The organism is Geodermatophilus sp. DF01-2 (assembly GCF_004571065.1).
Taxonomy (GTDB): Bacteria; Actinomycetota; Actinomycetes; order Mycobacteriales; family Geodermatophilaceae; genus Geodermatophilus.
In genome coordinates this window covers 22,994-38,436 of sequence record NZ_SPQN01000038.1, presented here as the reverse complement: position 1 = coordinate 38,436, position 15,443 = coordinate 22,994, and the positions used below count along the sequence as shown (strand labels likewise).

The 15,443-nt window shown below is 75.4% G+C and carries 20 protein-coding genes; 11 read left to right on the top strand and 9 right to left on the bottom strand.

Annotated elements, in window-relative coordinates:
* Positions 1-196: 196 nt before the first annotated feature.
* The 6 genes from E4P41_RS11745 to E4P41_RS11720 all read right to left on the bottom strand — a co-directional run bounded on the left by E4P41_RS11745 (position 197) and on the right by E4P41_RS11720 (position 5,310).
* Positions 197-604 carry a hypothetical protein gene (locus tag E4P41_RS11745; RefSeq protein ID WP_135141436.1) on the bottom strand — a complete coding sequence of 136 codons (408 nt, stop codon included), beginning with the start codon at positions 602-604 and terminating at the stop codon, positions 197-199.
* Between the two features lie 108 nt (positions 605-712).
* Complete coding sequence (locus E4P41_RS11740; protein WP_135141435.1) at positions 713-1,921, bottom strand: glycosyltransferase; 1,209 nt, start codon at positions 1,919-1,921, stop codon at positions 713-715.
* 3 nt (positions 1,922-1,924) lie between these two features.
* Positions 1,925-3,043: a zinc-binding dehydrogenase gene (locus E4P41_RS11735; protein ID WP_135141434.1), complete on the bottom strand. Its 1,119-nt coding sequence runs from the start codon at positions 3,041-3,043 to the stop codon at positions 1,925-1,927.
* Positions 3,040-3,990 (bottom strand): Gfo/Idh/MocA family oxidoreductase, encoded by a 951-nt coding sequence (locus tag E4P41_RS11730; protein WP_135141433.1) that lies wholly within the window; start codon positions 3,988-3,990, stop codon positions 3,040-3,042. Before E4P41_RS11730 ends, E4P41_RS11735 begins: the two co-directional genes overlap by 4 nt.
* A 49-nt stretch (positions 3,991-4,039) precedes the next feature.
* The gene (locus E4P41_RS11725; protein ID WP_135141432.1) at positions 4,040-4,414 is read right to left on the bottom strand and encodes a TIGR02588 family protein; all 375 of its coding nucleotides are present in this window, start codon (positions 4,412-4,414) and stop codon (positions 4,040-4,042) included.
* 71 nt (positions 4,415-4,485) lie between these two features.
* The gene (locus E4P41_RS11720) at positions 4,486-5,310 is read right to left on the bottom strand and encodes a TIGR02587 family membrane protein (protein WP_167761046.1); all 825 of its coding nucleotides are present in this window, start codon (positions 5,308-5,310) and stop codon (positions 4,486-4,488) included.
* A gap of 128 nt (positions 5,311-5,438) precedes the next feature.
* Here E4P41_RS11720 and E4P41_RS11715 point away from each other — a divergent pair, with 128 nt between their 5' ends.
* The 11 genes from E4P41_RS11715 (at position 5,439) to E4P41_RS11665 (ending at position 13,109) form a co-directional block, all read left to right on the top strand.
* Positions 5,439-6,653 (top strand): zinc-dependent alcohol dehydrogenase, encoded by a 1,215-nt coding sequence (locus E4P41_RS11715; RefSeq protein WP_135141430.1) that lies wholly within the window; start codon positions 5,439-5,441, stop codon positions 6,651-6,653.
* A 117-nt stretch (positions 6,654-6,770) separates the two neighbouring features.
* Positions 6,771-7,397, top strand: a complete 627-nt coding sequence (locus E4P41_RS11710; protein ID WP_135141429.1) for a hypothetical protein — start codon at positions 6,771-6,773, stop codon at positions 7,395-7,397.
* 112 nt (positions 7,398-7,509) lie between these two features.
* On the top strand, positions 7,510-7,809 hold the full coding sequence (locus E4P41_RS11705; protein ID WP_209307671.1) for a DUF2795 domain-containing protein: 300 nt from the start codon (positions 7,510-7,512) through the stop codon (positions 7,807-7,809).
* Between the two features lie 19 nt (positions 7,810-7,828).
* Entirely contained in the window at positions 7,829-8,011 is a 183-nt protein-coding gene (locus E4P41_RS11700; protein ID WP_135141428.1) for a hypothetical protein, read from the top strand.
* A gap of 17 nt (positions 8,012-8,028) precedes the next feature.
* The gene (locus E4P41_RS11695) at positions 8,029-8,190 is read left to right on the top strand and encodes an alpha helical protein (protein ID WP_135141427.1); all 162 of its coding nucleotides are present in this window, start codon (positions 8,029-8,031) and stop codon (positions 8,188-8,190) included.
* Between the two features lie 43 nt (positions 8,191-8,233).
* The gene (locus E4P41_RS11690; RefSeq protein ID WP_135141426.1) at positions 8,234-8,908 is read left to right on the top strand and encodes a DsbA family protein; all 675 of its coding nucleotides are present in this window, start codon (positions 8,234-8,236) and stop codon (positions 8,906-8,908) included.
* A 73-nt stretch (positions 8,909-8,981) separates the two neighbouring features.
* Positions 8,982-9,818, top strand: a complete 837-nt coding sequence (gene folP / locus E4P41_RS11685; RefSeq protein WP_135141425.1) for a dihydropteroate synthase — start codon at positions 8,982-8,984, stop codon at positions 9,816-9,818.
* 17 nt (positions 9,819-9,835) lie between these two features.
* Entirely contained in the window at positions 9,836-10,459 is a 624-nt protein-coding gene (locus E4P41_RS11680; protein WP_135141424.1) for a site-specific DNA-methyltransferase, read from the top strand.
* A gap of 173 nt (positions 10,460-10,632) precedes the next feature.
* Positions 10,633-10,866: a hypothetical protein gene (locus E4P41_RS11675; protein ID WP_135141423.1), complete on the top strand. Its 234-nt coding sequence runs from the start codon at positions 10,633-10,635 to the stop codon at positions 10,864-10,866.
* 40 nt (positions 10,867-10,906) lie between these two features.
* Complete coding sequence (locus E4P41_RS11670) at positions 10,907-11,659, top strand: alpha/beta hydrolase (protein ID WP_245177284.1); 753 nt, start codon at positions 10,907-10,909, stop codon at positions 11,657-11,659.
* Positions 11,660-11,729: 70 nt separating this feature from the next.
* Positions 11,730-13,109, top strand: coding sequence for a hypothetical protein (locus tag E4P41_RS11665; RefSeq protein ID WP_245177283.1), 1,380 nt, complete (start codon positions 11,730-11,732; stop codon positions 13,107-13,109).
* A gap of 9 nt (positions 13,110-13,118) precedes the next feature.
* Here the strand turns inward: E4P41_RS11665 and E4P41_RS11660 are convergent, their stop codons facing one another.
* From E4P41_RS11660 to E4P41_RS11650, 3 genes are read right to left on the bottom strand one after another with little or no spacing between them, the layout of a single operon-like run.
* A complete protein-coding gene (locus E4P41_RS11660) occupies positions 13,119-13,799 on the bottom strand; it encodes an alpha/beta hydrolase (RefSeq protein WP_135141422.1) in 681 nt (226 codons plus the stop codon).
* A complete protein-coding gene (locus E4P41_RS11655) occupies positions 13,789-15,099 on the bottom strand; it encodes an erythromycin esterase family protein (protein WP_135141421.1) in 1,311 nt (436 codons plus the stop codon). Before E4P41_RS11655 ends, E4P41_RS11660 begins: the two co-directional genes overlap by 11 nt.
* A 32-nt stretch (positions 15,100-15,131) precedes the next feature.
* Positions 15,132-15,371, bottom strand: a complete 240-nt coding sequence (locus E4P41_RS11650) for a hypothetical protein (protein ID WP_135141420.1) — start codon at positions 15,369-15,371, stop codon at positions 15,132-15,134.
* Positions 15,372-15,443: the final 72 nt, after the last annotated feature.

Genomic DNA, 15,443 nt, shown 5'->3' with positions numbered 1-15,443 from the left:
TCTCCACGAGACAGCCGACGAGAGCTACGGTTCGACACGACATCCTCCTGGTTGGGGTTGGGACACCAAGCCCGTTCACCCCACCAGGGGGATGTCCTGGGTCTTCAACCGCTCAGGGAGTTACTACGGGGAGCCCCATTTCAGAGCTGGGCACGGCCGAACCCTGGAAGGCCGTTCCAGCCGGCAGCCGCCGCTGTCAGGGCGTGGCGTCGGTAGGCGGCTCGTCGACGTCGCCCGCCGACGGCGGGTCCGGCCGGGACCGGTGCCGGCCGACGTGGGGCAGATGGACGTGGGGCAGATGCAGGTGCAGACGCGGCCGGTGCAGGACCCCGCGCGCGTGCGCCAGCCGGTCGACGACGCGCGGCGGCAGGTGGAGCGGCCGGTGCACCAGGTGCGGGTTCGGCAGCCGCCGGCCGTCGGGCGGCACCCGCTGCGCCATCAGGGCCGCCGCCCGGACCCGGAGGGACGCCTCCTCCCGCGCCCGGACCACCGCCCGGGCCGCCCGGTGGTCGTGCTCCCAGCGCGCGGTGTTGCCCCGCGCCAACCCGATGACCACCGCCGTCGCCAGTCCGAAGCCGACGACGCTGACGATCGCCCAGCCCATGACGGCCCCTCCTCCGGAGCCACCGCGGGAGCCCGGTCCCCCGGCGTCCGCGGCGATGCCGAGAGAATCCCGCCGCCGCACCTCCGGGACAAGACCGCCCGCGACGGCTCACGCCGCGACGAGCCGATACACCTCCTGCAGTGCGGCGACGTGGGCCGCCGGGGCGTGCCGGGCGCGGACGCGCTCCCACCCCGCCCGGCCCATGCGGTCGGCCTCGTCGGGCCGCTCGACCAGCCGGATCAGTGCGCCGGCCAGGGCAGCGGCGTCCCCCGGGGGGACCAGGAGACCCGTCCGGCCGTCGTCGACCAGCTCGGGGATCCCGCCCACCGCCGAGGCGACCACCGGGACGCCGGCTGCTGCGGCCTCCAGCACGGCCATCGGGCAGTTCTCCCACCACAGCGCGGGCAGGACGGCGGCGGCCGCGGCGCTCAGCTCGGCGGCGACCCGCTCCGGCGACAGCGCCCCCAGGACGTCGACCGGCAACCCCTCGACGACAACCCGGGAACGCACCGCCCGCTCCAGCCGCCCGGAGCCGGCCAACCGCACCCGCACCCCGGACGGCAGCCGGGCGGCGGCGTCCAGCAGGGTGTGCACGCCCTTCTCCGCCACCAGCCGGGAGCCGTACAGGACGACGGGCGGCTCGGCCCGCGCCTCCCGAGGGGACCCCGCGACGACCGGGTTGGGCAGCACCTCCACCCGATCGGCGGGCAGGCCGCCGTCCACCACCCGGTCCCGGAGGAACGCACTCGGCGCGAGGAAGCGGTCGACCCGGTCGTAGACGCCGCGGCCCCGGGAGGCGTAGGCGTCGGCCGCCGCGGCGACCGACCGCCACCGCGAGCCCTCCAGGCAGCGGTGCCGGACGACGTTCACGTACCGCCCGGACAGGCACCGGGTGCACGGGGCGCCGTCGGTGAACAGCCGGAAGTTGGGGCAGACCGGCTTGTAGTCGTGCAGCGTCATCACCGTCGGCACGCCCCGGCGCTGCAGCGCGTCGAGCACCGACACGGTCAGCCGCTCGAAGACGTGGTGCACGTGCGCGACGTCCGGGCGCACCTCGTCGACCACCCGCGCCAGCGCCCGGTACGTCCGTGGCGACCAGGTGCCGGCCCACGCCTCCCCGAACCGGGTCCGCGCACCCGCGCCCGCCGCCACCGGCAGCGCGTCGCGGACCGGCGTCGGCAGCGTGCGCTCCTCGGCGACGGCGAACGGCACCACCTCGTGCCCGGCGGCGCGCAGCAGGTCCGCGGTGAGGACCAGCATCGTCTCCGCGCCGCCGGGCCCCGGCGTCCAGTGGTTGCCGACCAGCAGGACCCGCACGGGTCACCCGAAGCCGAGCACGGCCTGCAGCGGTGGGGCGGCCAGCCGGCGGCCGGCGAGGTCGGCCAGCAGCCGCGGCCCCTCGTCGAACGGCAGGACGTCGGTGACCAGGTGCCGGCGGACGTCGTCCCCGCGCTCGCGCAGCAGGTCGAGGGTGACCTCGGCCAGCGCGGCGCGCGGCCATGCGCCGGCCATGCCGCGCGGCACCCGGCTGATCTGCGCGCAGACCACCGACAGGCCGTTGTGGTGGAACTCCTCGCCGAGCCGCACCGCCTCGGCCCCGGCCTGGTAGAAGCCGAGGTCGACCACGGTCCCCTGCGGGCGCAGCGCCTTCAGCCCGGTGGCCAGCGCGGCGTCGTGCCCCCGGCACTGCAGGACGACGTCGGCACCGGCGTCCCCCGCCCCGTGCCGCCAGCGCTCCTTGACCGCGCGCCAGGCCGGGTGGGTGGGTTCGGCCGGATCGGCAGAGTCCCCCAGCGTCGCCAGCCCCAGCGCCTCGGCGACCGCACGCCGCTCGGCGGAGGGCTCGGCCACCACGACGTCCGCCGCGCCGTGCTGCACGGCGAGCAGCGCCGACAGCAGCCCGATGACCCCCGCGCCGGTGACCAGCACGTGCCGGTCGCGGACGCCCGCGTCGACGCCCGCGCCCGGCCCGGCGAGGAGAGCCGCCGCGTGCAGCAGCCCGTTGACGCAGATCGGTCCCATCTGGGCCAGGTAGACGCCGAGCAGCGGGTCGAGGTCGTCGGGCACCGGGATCACCGGCTTCGCCGACGGGTCGGCGCAGAAGCCGGTGCGGTGCCCGTAGGCCATGGCGACCCGCTGGCCCTCGGCCAGGTCCGGGGTGCGGCTCTCGGTGACCCGGCCGACCTCCATGTAGCCCAGTCCGCGGACCGGATAACCCGCCGTGGGGCCGTCACCGTCGAACGACCGCGTGTCGGGATCCCAGTGCAGCTGGTGGTGCGGATCGGTGCCGCGGACGATCGCCACCTCCGTCCCGGCGCTCACCCCGCTCCACTCGGTGCGCACCCACGCCTGCCCGGGACCCGGCTCCGGCTCGACGTCGTCCAGGATCTCCGGCTGCCCCGGCGCGACGACGCCGATGGTGCGGACCGGCCGGCTCACAGCTGCACCGTCCCGCCGTCGGCGGCGGCGTTCGCGACGGCGACCGCCAGGCGGTGCGTCCGCAGCGCCTCTCCGTACGGCGCTCGGACGTCGTCCTCCTCGCCGCGGACGGCGGCGAGGAACGCGCGGTCCTCCGCCTCGAACGGGTCGACCTCCCGGTCGATCGTCCGCTCGCCGTCGATGTCGGTGACCGTCAGCTGGTGCTCGGTGAGCCAGATGCCCAGACCGGGCGCGACCAGCTCCACCCCGATCCGCAGGCCCCGCGGCAGCAGGCAGCTGCTGGAGAAGGTCCCGACGGCGCCGGAGGCGAACCGCAGCGCGGCGGTGCACACGTCCAGGATGTCGCCGGGCCCGTCCGGCGAGCGGGAGCCGGCCGCCCAGCCACTCTCGACCTCCCCCACCAGAACGCGGGCGACGTCGAACAGGTGGGTGGCCTGCTCGACGGTCTGCCCGCCGGAGCCCACCTGGCGGGCCCACCAGTCCACGCGGGGTGCCCGGTCCAGCCACGCGCCCAGCACCATCCGCGCCGGCGCCCCGGCCAGCAGCTCGCGGGCCAGCTCGAGGGTGTCCAGGTAGCGCCAGTGGTAGCCGACGGCGGTGGGCAGGCCCGCGGCGTCGATCCGGCCGGCCAGCCGCTCGGCGGTCGCGAGATCGGTGGCCAGCGGCTTCTCCACGAACAGCGGCAGCCCGCGGTCGACCGCCGCCTCCTCCACCTCCCCGTGGGCGTGCGGCGGCACGCAGACCCAGAGCGCGTCGAGCCGCTCCCCGTCGAGCAGGTCCTGCCAGTGCGCGTAGGCCGCGGCCCCCGCCCGGCCGGCGAGCACCTCGGCCCGGTCGGTCCGCGGGTCGGCGACCCCGGCCACCTCGACGGCGTCCAGGCCGCTGAGTACGTCGACGTGTCGGCCGGCGATGAAGCCGGCTCCCACCACTCCGATACGGATCGTCACGCCGCCGCTCCTGCCCCGGCCGGCCGCCCGGCAACCCCGCAGCCGCAGCTCACGGCAGCACGTACCCGGACACCGTGACCTGCAGCTCGCCGCTGCGGGGGTCCTCGGTGAACAGCAGCGCACCCTGCCGGCGGCTGCCCGGCGCGACGTAGTCGGCGGTCGCGCCGGCCTGCTCCACCGGGCTGCCGGCCCGGGTCAGCTCGGCGGACACCTCGACCTGCTCGGCGGTCTCCCCACCCTCGTTGCGGAGCTCGTACCCCACCGAGAACCCCTCCGGGGCCGGGGTCACTGCGGTCACCTCGACGGACAGCCGCGGACCCCCCTGCCGGGCCGCGAGGGCGTCGTAGAGGAGGAACGCCAGCACGGCCACGACGAGGACGCCACCGACGACGCCCAGCAGGTACTCGCCGGAAGTCGTGCGCATCGGCGGTTCGGCCCCTGTTCCCGTGTCGTCCGTCCCGTCCACGTCATCCCTTCCCCGCCCGTCCCACCCGTTCACAGGATCAACCGCGCGGCGGCCGCGCCCACGCTGGCCGGCATCGCCAGCACCACGGCCTGGGTCAGGGCGACGCCGGCGTCCACCCCGTCGAACCGGCCGAACGTCCACAGCAGGTAGGCCGACACGGCCAGCGCCACCGCGTAGCCGACCGTGGTCAGCAGCAGGAAGGCCCGGACCGGCCCGCCCTCGAGCCGCTCCTGCCCCTTGAAGCCGACCCGGTACACGAACCCGTGCATCAGCGCCAGGCTGAGCACGATCAGCAGAGCCGCCCGGACCGGCCCGGCCGTCGCCGCGATCAGGACGACCTCTTCCGTGGGGGCGATGTTGGCGGCGAAGACGACCGCGCCCGCGGCCATCAGGAAGACCTCGTGGCGGTACGTCGAGGACATCGGGCGCCGGCTGCCCGCGCCCAGCTGGCTGCGCGCGTACGAGGCACCGACCGCGGCGGGCAGCGCCTCGATGGCCACGAGGGACAGCGCCCCCTGCCAGTCGACCCAGGGCGTCACGAGGCCGAAGAGGGTCATGGTTCCCGCCGCGACGGCCGCCGCCATGGCGAGGGCGACCCCGGCGTCGGCCAGCCAGTCCCGCCGGCGGGTCCCTTCCGACCCGGCGCCGAAGAACCGGCACAGCAGCACCACCAGGACGACGGTGGCCAGCACCAGCAGCGCCAGCCGGTACCGCGGGATGGACAGCCCGGCGCGCCAGACCTCCATCGTCATGAGCAGCGGCAGGGCGAACAGCAGGGCTCCACCCACTGCGCGCCCGGCGCTCGTGCCCAGCTCCTGCCGGCGCGGCGCCGCCGCGCTCCGGGGGTCGTCCACGGCCGGCGTCCTCCCTGTCGTCCCGCAGCCAGCTACCCAGCCCGGGAGCCGGCCCACTCCACGACCGCCGGGTTCGGGCCGGGACCGCCGGGTAGGGCACGACCTCCCGACCGATCCGAGGAGGCACCGTGAAGGCAGTCGTGTGGCACGGCGTCGGTGACATCCGGCTCGACGACGTCCCCGACCCCACCATCCAGGACCCGACCGACGCGATCGTGGAGATCACCGCGAGTGCCATCTGCGGCACCGACCTGCACTTCGTGCGCGGCACCATGTCGGGGATGGTCGAGGGCACGATTCTCGGCCACGAGTCGGTCGGCGTCGTCCGCGAGACCGGTCCGGGCGTGCGCAACCTGCGTTCCGGTGACCGGGTGGTCATCCCCTCGACCATCGGCTGCGGCACCTGCTCCTACTGCCGCGCCGGCTACTACGCGCAGTGCGACCGGGCCAACCCCAACGGCCCCGAGGCGGGCACCTGCTTCTTCGGCGGGCCGCAGACCACCGGCCCGGTCGACGGCCTGCAGGCCCGGTACGCCCGGGTCCCCTTCGCCAACGTCGGCCCGGTGTGGCTGCCCGAGGAGGTCGGCGACGATGCGGCGATCATGCTGTCGGACATCTACCCCACCGCGTGGTTCGGCGCCCGCCTGGCCGAGGTCGGCAAGGGCGACACCGTTCTGGTGCTCGGCGCCGGGCCGGTCGGTCAGTTCGCCGTCACCAGCGCCTTCCAGCAGGGCGCCGGCCGCGTCCTCGTGGTGGACGGCGTCGGCACCCGGCTGGACCAGGCGCGGGCGCGCGGCGCGGAGGCGATCGACTTCGACGCCGAGGACCCGGTCGCCGTCGTCCGGGAGCTGACCGGCGGCATCGGCGTCGACCGGGTCATCGACGCCGTGGGCATCGACGCCCAGCGGCCGAAGACCGGGCCGGCGGCCGAGGCCGCGCAGCAGCAGGCCGGGCAGTTCGAGCAGGAGCGCTCGCAGGTGGCTCCTGAGCAGAACCCGCACGGAGACACGTACGTGCCGGGGGACGCACCGAGCCAGTCGCTGCAGTGGGCGGTGCAGGCCGTGGCCAAGGCCGGCAGCATCGGCATCATCGGCGTGTACCCACCCCAGGCGACGAGCTTCCCCATCGGCGCGGCGATGAACAAGAACCTGACCGTGAAGATGGGCAACTGCAACCACCGCCGCTACATCCCGCACCTGCTCGACCTGGTGCGCACCGGCGCGGTCGACCCCTCCACGGTGCTCACCCAGGTCGGGGACATGCCTTCGGCGCTCGACGCGTACGAGACCTTCGACCGGCGCGAGGCGGGATGGACGAAGGTCGTGCTGGACCCGTCGTCCTGAGCGTCCGTCGGCACGGGGGACGTTACGACTCCGTGTCACCTTGCCGGCCCCGCGCCGGGACCGCCCCTTCCGGGGTATGCCGCCGTTCCCGTCCGTCTTCCGAGGAGAGCCTCCGCCATGCGCCGCACGCTGCTGCCGGCAGCCGCCGTCCTGTTCGCCCTGACCTCCTGCGCGGCCGACGACAGCGAGATCCTGCGCACCGAACTGGCCGCGGTGCTCGCCGAGGAGGAGGCGCCGATCGTGCCCGACCCCGGGGAGGGGGAGGGTCCGCTGGAGGAGGGGCCCGAGGAGCCGGTCCTGGAGCCGGTGGAGGTGACCACCGAGCTGGTCGACCCCGAGGGCACCGTGGTCGGTGCGGCCTGGCTCCGCGACGGAGACCAGGGCGTCGAGGTCCAGGTCGAGGTCAACGGCCTGGCGTCCGGGTTTCACACGATGGGGCTCTACGACGTCGGGGAGTGCGGTACGGAGGGCCCGCCGGCGGACGACTCGGCGTTCTCCTCGGTCGGCGAGCTCCTCACCGTCCTGCCGCCGGTCCTGGTCCTGGACACGGGCGTCGGTGAGCTGACCACCCTGGTGGCCCCGGCCGCCCTGCTGGAGGAGCTGATCGCGGGCAACGGCACGGCCGTGGTGGTCGGGGAGCCCGTGGGGGGCGTGTCCGGCGACGCCCCCGGTGACCTCCCCGGGGCGGACCAGCTGACCCCGCCCACGGGTTCCCTGGTGGCCTGTGCCGCCTTCGGGGAGTGATCTGCCGCGGGGAACGGGCTGCGTATCCGGCCGGCCGGCCGGGTAGGGGCCGGATCCGCGCGGAGCCGACGCACGGACCGACGGGCGAGAGGACACCACCGTGGCCGATGCGGTGACTGCAGACGACGTGATGCGATCCCTGACCGACGTCGACTACCCGGCGGACAAGGAGGCGCTGCTGGCCGCCGCCGAACGACGGGGGGCCTCTCCCGAGGTCCTGCGCGCCATTCGGGCGGTCCCCCCGGTCGACTACCGCAACGGGGACGAGGTGGTCCGGTCCCTGCGGCTGGACCCCGCCCCACACGCCGAGCCGGGCGCCCAGGCCCGCACCCCTGCCCCGCCGGGGATCAGCCAGGCCAGCCGCGCCCCCCAGCAGGACCGGGTCGCGGGCGCGCGGCGCCGGACCACCTGACGGACCCGAGGAGGACACCGTGCGCATCGACCGCAGTCACGTGGTCCAGGCGTTGCACGCCGGCGGGCGCAGGGAGGAGGCACGGCGGGCCGAGGAGGTGCTCGACGCCGAGGTCGACACCGTCCGGGACGCCGACCTGCTCCGCGAACTCGGCATCGACCCGGACAGCCGCGCGCAGGGTGGCGGCCTCGGCCTGCGCTGACCGACGAGGAGACGACCATGGCCGCCCACGCAGGTGAGAAGGCCCGGAAGACCGGCGACTTCTACTGCGCCCACTGCAGCGAGAAGGTGCACGTCCAGCAGGGCCACGAGATCCCGCCGTGCCCCAACGGGCACAAGACCTTCGAGACCCGTCGCAACGAGCCCGGCAACAAGAGCTGAGCCGAGGAGTGCGCCCGGCGGGCCGACGGGTAAGGGAGGACGCATGGCAGTCGACGTCGCCCCCGGGACCGTGGCCGTGTACACCGACGTGGTCTGCGCGTGGTCGACCGTCGCGTTGCAGCGCTTCTACGCGGCCCGGTCCCGGCTGGATCTCGACGACCGGGTGCGTGTCGACCACCGGCTGTACCTCCTGGAGGACGTCAACCGGTTCGCCATCCCGATGCGGATGCTGCAGGCCGAGATCCCGGTGGTCGGCCGTCTCGAGCCCGACCTCGGCATCGCCCCGTGGCAGGGGCAGCCGTCGGACTGGCCGGTGACGGCACTGCTCGCCGACGAGGCCGTGCACGCGGCCAAGGAGCAGTCGGCCGCGGCCGCCGAGCAGCTGGACATGGCCCTGCGGCTGGCGTTCTTCCGCGACAGCCGGTGCATCAGCATGCTGCACGAGGTGGTCGACGTGGCCCGCGGCTGCGACCTCGTCGACGCCGATGCGCTGTCCGCCGCGCTCGAGGAGGGCCGGGCCCGGAGCGCCATGATGGCCGACTACCGGGCGCACGCCGACGAGGTGCAGGGCAGCCCGCACTTCTTCCTGGCCGACGGCTCGGACGTGCACAACCCCGGCACCTCGCTGCACTGGGCCGACGCCGGCTACCCGGTGGTGGACGCCGACGACCCGGGCGTCTACGAGGACCTGGCGCGACGTGCGGCCGACGCGGCCTGACGGGCGGGGTGACCGACCGGGTGAGGACTGCTCCCGGGAAGCGCGCCGGCGCCGCATCCGGTAGGCCGGGTGCATGTTCCTGCAGCTGGGCACCCGCCGGTTCGACGTCGCGCAGCGGGCGCTGGTCGTCGGCATCCTGAACCGGACCCGGGACTCCTTCTCCGACCACGGCGCCCACTACCGCCTCGACCGGCTGCTGGCCCGCGCCGAGCAACTGGTCGCCGACGGCGCCGACGTGTTGGAGGTGGGCGCGCGGCCCGGAGGGGTGGGCGTCGCCGAGGTTCCTCCGGACGAGGAGCGCGACCTGGCCGCCGAGACGCTGGCCGAGCTCCGGTCCCGGTTCGACGTCCCCCTGGCCGTGGACACCACGCGCGCCGGCGTGGCCGAGGCCGCGTTCGCCGAGGGCGCGGTGCTCGGCAACGACATGAGCGGATTCGGCGATCCCGCGTACCTGCCGACGGCGGCCGCGGCGGGCGCGGCGGTCGTGGCCACGCACATCCGTCGTCCCCCCGGGGTGCCGGATCCCGATCCCGTCTACGCCGACCTGCTGGGCGAGGTGTGCGGCCGGCTCACGGAGCTGACGCAGGCGGCGGAGGAGGCGGGGATCGACCGGGAGCACGTCGTCGTCGACCCCGGGATCGACCTGGGCAAGTCCTGGCAGCAGTCGCTCCGGCTGCTCGCCCACCTGGACGACGTCGCACGTCTCGGCCTGCCCGTCCTGCTCGCCGTCTCGCACAAGATCTTCCTGCGGCGCGCCCTCGGCCTCGGCGACGCGCCGCTGGATCTCGCGACCGCGGCGGCGTGTGCGCTCGGGTCGCTGTCCGGAGGTGTCGTCGTGCGGGTCCACGACGCCCGGGTCGGCCGGCAGGCCGCCGACCTCGCGTACGCGCTGCGGGCGGCACGGTCCTGACCGGTCCGGGGGCACTGGTGGTCCGTGCCGACGCCGCGCAGCTGCTGCCCGCCCTGCCATCGGGGTGCGTCGACGCCGTCGTCACCGACCCGCCGTGGAACCTCGGCCGGCCGTACGGGACCACCACGGACCGGATGGCCGACGACGACTACGTCCGCTGGCTGGCCGGGATCCTGCGGGAGTGCGCCCGCGTCAGCCGCGGCGCCGTCGCCGTCTGCATCGGCACGCACAACGCGGCGCGGACCGACCGGCTCCTGGGCGGGAGCGGTCTCCGGGTCGCCGGCCGGCTGTGCTGGCACCGGGAACCCGGGTGCCGGGAAACCGTGCTGCTCGCGGCGCCGCCCGGTTGGGTTCCCCCGGCCGGGCGGCTCGCCGCGGCGGCACGGGTGCTGGAACGGACGCCGGAGCTCCGACGCCGGTTCGGGCACCCGGTGCCCAAACCCGTCCCGGTGATGGCCGCCCTGGTCCGGCTGGCCTGTCCGCCCGGTGGCCTGCTGCTGGATCCCTTCGTCGGCACCGGTTCCACGCTCGTCGCAGCCCGTCGGGCCGGCCGCCGGTCCATCGGGCTGGAGCTGGAGGAACGGTTCTGCCGCACGGCCGTGGCCCGCCTGGCGACCTGCGGGGTCCGACGGGCCGCCTGACGTCGCCCCGCCACCGGTAGCGGCCTTGGTCCAGCCTGGACGGCCCCGCCTCGAGTGGCGACAACAGCCGGTGTGGACTGGACTGTCCCTGCCGGTGCCAGAACACGTCCACCCGCGGCCACGAGGCACCGGGACGGCCCAGGTGTCCGCGATTCTCGACCAGGAGGAACGTCATGACCAGCGGCAGCGAGACCGGCGACGTCACCGGCACCAAGGACAAGGACTACAACCTCATCTGGTTCACCGAGGCCTGCCTCAGCAACGCCCTGCGCCTGGAGACCTACGTCCAGGACGCCGAGCGGGACGGCGACAACGAGCTGGCCGACCTGTTCCGCCGGGCCCAGGCGGAGAGCCGCAAGGGGGCCGAGCAGGGCAAGCAGCTGCTCGCCGGCCGGCTCCGCGGCTGACGCCACCAGCTGACGGCTCGGCGTCCGAAGGGGGTGCCCGGTGTCCGCGGAACCCGTGACGACCCACCGGGACACCCCCTTCGGGCGGATGCGCAGCCGCGCGGTGGGGTCGCCGCGGAACGGCCTCCCCGAGGTCGTGCTCGTCCAGGGGATGGCGGTGGCGGACTACCTCCTCCCCGGACTGACCGCGCTGGGACAGTGGACCCGCGCCCACCTGCTGGAGCTGCCGGGCTTCGCCGGCAGCGGCGAACCGCCGCACCCGCTCGACGTCGTCGAGTACGGCGACGCGGTGGCCGCCTGGCTCGACGCCACCGGTCTCGGTCGGGTGGTGCTGATGGGCCACTCCAGCGGAACCCAGGTCGCCGCCCGTGCGGCGGCACGCCATCCCCCGGCGGTCCGAGCGGTGGTACTGGCCAGCCCCACGATCGACCCCCGGTTCCGCGGATGGGTGCGACTGCTCATCGCCTGGCGGCGCGACGGTCGCCGGGAACCGCCGGGTCTGAACGAGTCCCACATGCCGGAGTGGAAGCGGGCTGGCACCCGCCGGCTGGTGCACACGGTCAACATCCACCTGGCCGACCGCCTCGAGGACGCCGTCCCGCGGCTGGGCGTGCCGGTGCTGGTGCTGCACGGGGACCAGGACCGGGTGTGCACCGAGCGGTGGGCCCGCTCGCTGGCCGAGCAGGCCCGGGACGGCCGCTTCGCGTCGATGCCCGGGGCGCACACCTTCCCGTGGGCCGACCCGCATGCGTGGTCGGGACCGATCCGGGACCTCGCGGGTGAGCTGGCGTGACCGAGCTCGCGAGGTCACGCACGAGCACGGCGTCCACGGACGCGGGGCCGAGGACCGCCGGCGAGGAGCCGTGAGCGGGCTGCGGCCGGCGCGGGCGGTGGCCGCCTTCGACTCGGCCTCGGCGATGCTGCGCTCCACCGCCGCGGCCCTGCAGGGCCGGGACTTCCCGCACCTGGGCCGCGGCCGGTTGCCCGCGGCTGCGGTGCGCGCCACGGCGCTGCTGCCCGGCTCCGCGCGCCGGACGGTCTACAGCCTCGCCGGCGGTGCCGGCGGCGTGCCGACCGGCCGGCTCGGCGACCTCGACGTCGAGGAGGTGGCCGGCTGGGTCGTGTCGCACTACCCGCAGCGTCGCTACCCGGCCGTGGCGATCGGCTCCTCCAACGGCGCCGCCGTGCACCTGTACACCGCCCTCGGCATCCCGTGGCTGCCGCAGACGCTGCTGGTCACCGTCCGGCACGCCCGCGCCGATCCCGACGACGCGCACCGGGCGCTGGAGTTCGGCGCGCAGGTCGCCGCACCGCTGCTGGCCGCCAACCCGCAGGTGTCGGTGCACCACATGCACGACCCCAACCAGGACCGCCTCATGGTCCGCTGGATGACCTACCTGCGTCTCAAGCGCCTGGCCCTCGGCGCGGCCTACGAGCGCTTCCTCACCGACCACCTCGCCCCCGGGGGCACCGTTCTCGTCGTCCGGGACCGCAGCAGCTGGCCGGTGACCCGCGTGGCCGACCGGCAGGTCTTCCAGTTCGGCGCGCGGGGCGGGGCCACCGCCGACGAGTACCTCCGCGGCGGTCCCCGGGTCAGCGCGTTCCTCCACCGTCACGGGGTCACCCGCGACCGGTGGGACCCACCGGCGCCGAACACCGAGACCGCCGAGGCCGAGTGGGGACTGGCCTCGCAACTGGCCGACGACGTCCACCGCTGGGCCGCCGCCCACGGGCACCCGGTCCGCGAACTGGTCCTCGACGAGCCCGACGAGCTCAGCGGCCCGGTCGCCGACCTGTACCGCCGCTGGTACGCCGGGCGCGGCCTGCCCACCGACCGGTTGCTCGTGGAGTCCTTCGTCCTGCACGACCCGATCGCCGCACTGCGCAGCGCCCGGGTCCCCTACTGGACCCTCTTCCCGGTCCGGCCGTCCCTGGACCGTGCCCGCGGCTGGCTCGGCTCCACCGGCCCCTACCAGGACACTGCGCTGCTGCTGTTCTCCCACGGCGTCGACTCCATCGGCCTGGCCCGCCCCGGCGACTGGCGGGACGTGCTCGGCCAGGCCCGCCTGCTCGGCGTCGACGCGCACCGCTTCCCCGTCGACTTCCCGGCCTTCGCCCGATACGGCCCCGCCCTGCGACGGGACCGGCCGCACTGGCCCCTGCCGGACGAGCCCCTGCCCCTGTCCGTGCTCGACGACGTCGACGCGGCACTGACCGCCTCGCGACGGCGGCCCGAGTCCTGACCGCGCGGGTCAGGTCGGTGGGGACGGCAGCCACCGGTCCAGCCAGCCGGCGGTCCGCTCGACGACCTGCTCGAGCGCTCCCGGTTCGGGGAACAGGTGGGTCGCACCCGGTACGACGGCGACGTCGTGCTCCGCGGCGAGGCGGGCGGCGGCGTCCCGGTTGAGCTCCAGCACCTGTTCGTCGGCACCGCCCACGAGCAGCAGCGTGGGGGCCCGGACCCGTCCCAGCGCCTCGCCGGCCAGGTCGGGCCGGCCGCCGCGGGAGACCACCGCACGGACGGCGTCCGGCCGGTCCGCGGCGGTGATCAGCGCCGCGGCCGCGCCGGTGCTCGCACCGAAGGTGGCCAGCGGCAGCCCGGCGGTCCCGTCGGTCCGGCCGAGCCAGTCGGCGGCGTCGGTGAGCCGCCCGGCGAGCAGCCCGATGTCGAAGCGCAGCTCCCGGGTCCGGGCGTCGACCTCCTCCTCGGCCTCGGTCAGCAGGTCCATCAGCAGCGTGCCGTAGCCGGCCTGCTGCAGGGCGGTGGCGACCTGCTGGTTGCGCGGGCTGTGCCGGCTGCTGCCGCTGCCGTGGGCGAAGAGCACCACGCCGCGGGCCGTCGCCGGGACCGCGAGGTCACCGGCGAGTGCCGCCCGGGACGTGGGGACCTCGACGGTGCGCCGGGAGGGGGCGGTCGGTCGGTCAGTCGGCATCGGGGTAGGTCTCCATCTCCGCTCCCGAGGGGTGGACGTCGTGCAGCGGCGTCAGGGCACGGGTCTCGTCGAACCAGCAGAAGGCGTCGTAGCGGCGGCCGAGGACGGTGGGCACGTAGTTGCCCCACCGTTCGGCGCCGGGGTGGTAGACGACCCCGACGGCGCGGTGCGCCCGCTCCTCGCTCAGCCACCGCGGCAGCTGCGACGGGAAGACGAACAGCGCGCTCGCCTGCGGCACGGCGTCGTGCAGCAGGGCCTCGGTGCTGCCGTCGCGGGCCGGAGGCAGCGGCATCCGCTGCATGGGCGCCCCCCAGCTGTCCCCGGCGATCACGCTGCCGTGGTGGCTGCCGAAGCCCACGATCACGACGTCGTCCTCGCCGTACCGCTCCCGCACCAGCTGCCCGACGTTGACCAGTCCCCTGCCGGCCATGTCGGTGTACCGCGCGTCGCCGACGTGCGTGTTGTGCTCCCAGACGACCGCCTTGGCGCCGTCCCCGTGGTGGGCCAGGAGCCGGTCGAGGGTGTCGGCCATGTGGTGGTCGCGGACGTTCCAGGACTCCGGCCCCCCGCGCACCATCGCCCGGTAGTAGGCCTCCGCCCCGGCGGCGACGCGGGCGTTCTGCTCGGCGTCGAAGGCCGCGTCCCGGTCCGGTGCCCCCTCGTCGCCCACCCGGCCGCGGAGGTCGCGCAGCATGGCGACGACGGCGTCCTCGCAACCGGTGGGCACCAGCCGGGTGGCCCGGGCGTAGGCCTGCGGGTCCTCGGCGTAGGGCTCGAAGCACCGGAAGGCCGCCAACGCGGTCTCGACGTGCTCGGGCTCGTGCTCGCGCAGGTAGCCGAGGATCGCCCGCAGCGAGTCCCACAGGCTGTAGACGTCCAACCCGTAGAACCCCACCCGGTCGCCGGGCGGGCGCTGCGCGTTGTGACCGCGCAACCAGCGGGTGAAGTCGGCGACCTCCTCGTTGGCCCACATCCACGTCGGCCACCGCGCGTAGCCGCGCAGCACCTCGCGCGGGTCCTCGGCGGCCCCTGACTCCGACGAGGTGGCCAGCGCGACCGAGCAGTTGACCCGGTAGCAGTCGGGCCAGTCCCCCTCCACGCCGACGAAGGAGAAACCGCGCTCGCTGATCAGCCGGCGGGTGAGCACGTCACGCCACGCGTAGTACTCGTGCGTGCCGTGCGAGGCCTCGCCGAGCAGCACGACCCGCGCGTCCCTGATCCGGTCCAGCAGGGGATCCAGGTCTGCGGGATCCCGCAACGGCCGGGCGAGTTCCCGTACCTGCGTGTCCACATCGGCCATGTCCCGGCCCTCCCCCCGTGTCCTCGGTGGCGTCAGGTCCGCGGGGCGAGCTCGTAGGCGGGGCCGAGGTCGGTGCCGCTGGTGTCCGGTACCTCGTGCAGGAGGCTCGGTTCGCTGCTCAGCAGCCGGTGGACGGCCGCGCGGGCCGGGTCCAGGTCCAGGCCGGCCCGGCGGGCGACGTCCTGCAGGCGCGGTGCGTCGTCCGCTCCCTCCAGCTCGGCGACGGCCCGGTACACCGTAGCGTCGTCGCCGGACAGGTCTTCCACGCGCATCCGCATCTCCTCCTCGACGAGCAGGCACCGGGCCGCACGAGCTCGCGGCCCGCTCCTCCCGGCCGTACCCGC

What these genes read in the sequence shown, in the direction of transcription:
- folP (WP_135141425.1), top strand. Translation starts at nt 8,982, where the DNA reads ATGTTCCTGCAGCTGGGCACCCGCCGGTTCGACGTCGCGCAGCGGGCG.
- E4P41_RS11745 (WP_135141436.1), bottom strand. Translation starts at nt 604, where the DNA reads ATGGGCTGGGCGATCGTCAGCGTCGTCGGCTTCGGACTGGCGACGGCG.
- E4P41_RS11690 (WP_135141426.1), top strand. Translation starts at nt 8,234, where the DNA reads ATGGCAGTCGACGTCGCCCCCGGGACCGTGGCCGTGTACACCGACGTG.
- E4P41_RS11675 (WP_135141423.1), top strand. Translation starts at nt 10,633, where the DNA reads ATGACCAGCGGCAGCGAGACCGGCGACGTCACCGGCACCAAGGACAAG.
- E4P41_RS11695 (WP_135141427.1), top strand. Translation starts at nt 8,029, where the DNA reads ATGGCCGCCCACGCAGGTGAGAAGGCCCGGAAGACCGGCGACTTCTAC.
- E4P41_RS11650 (WP_135141420.1), bottom strand. Translation starts at nt 15,371, where the DNA reads ATGCGCGTGGAAGACCTGTCCGGCGACGACGCTACGGTGTACCGGGCC.
- E4P41_RS11660 (WP_135141422.1), bottom strand. Translation starts at nt 13,799, where the DNA reads ATGCCGACTGACCGACCGACCGCCCCCTCCCGGCGCACCGTCGAGGTC.
- E4P41_RS11655 (WP_135141421.1), bottom strand. Translation starts at nt 15,099, where the DNA reads ATGGCCGATGTGGACACGCAGGTACGGGAACTCGCCCGGCCGTTGCGG.
- E4P41_RS11725 (WP_135141432.1), bottom strand. Translation starts at nt 4,414, where the DNA reads ATGCGCACGACTTCCGGCGAGTACCTGCTGGGCGTCGTCGGTGGCGTC.
- E4P41_RS11710 (WP_135141429.1), top strand. Translation starts at nt 6,771, where the DNA reads ATGCGCCGCACGCTGCTGCCGGCAGCCGCCGTCCTGTTCGCCCTGACC.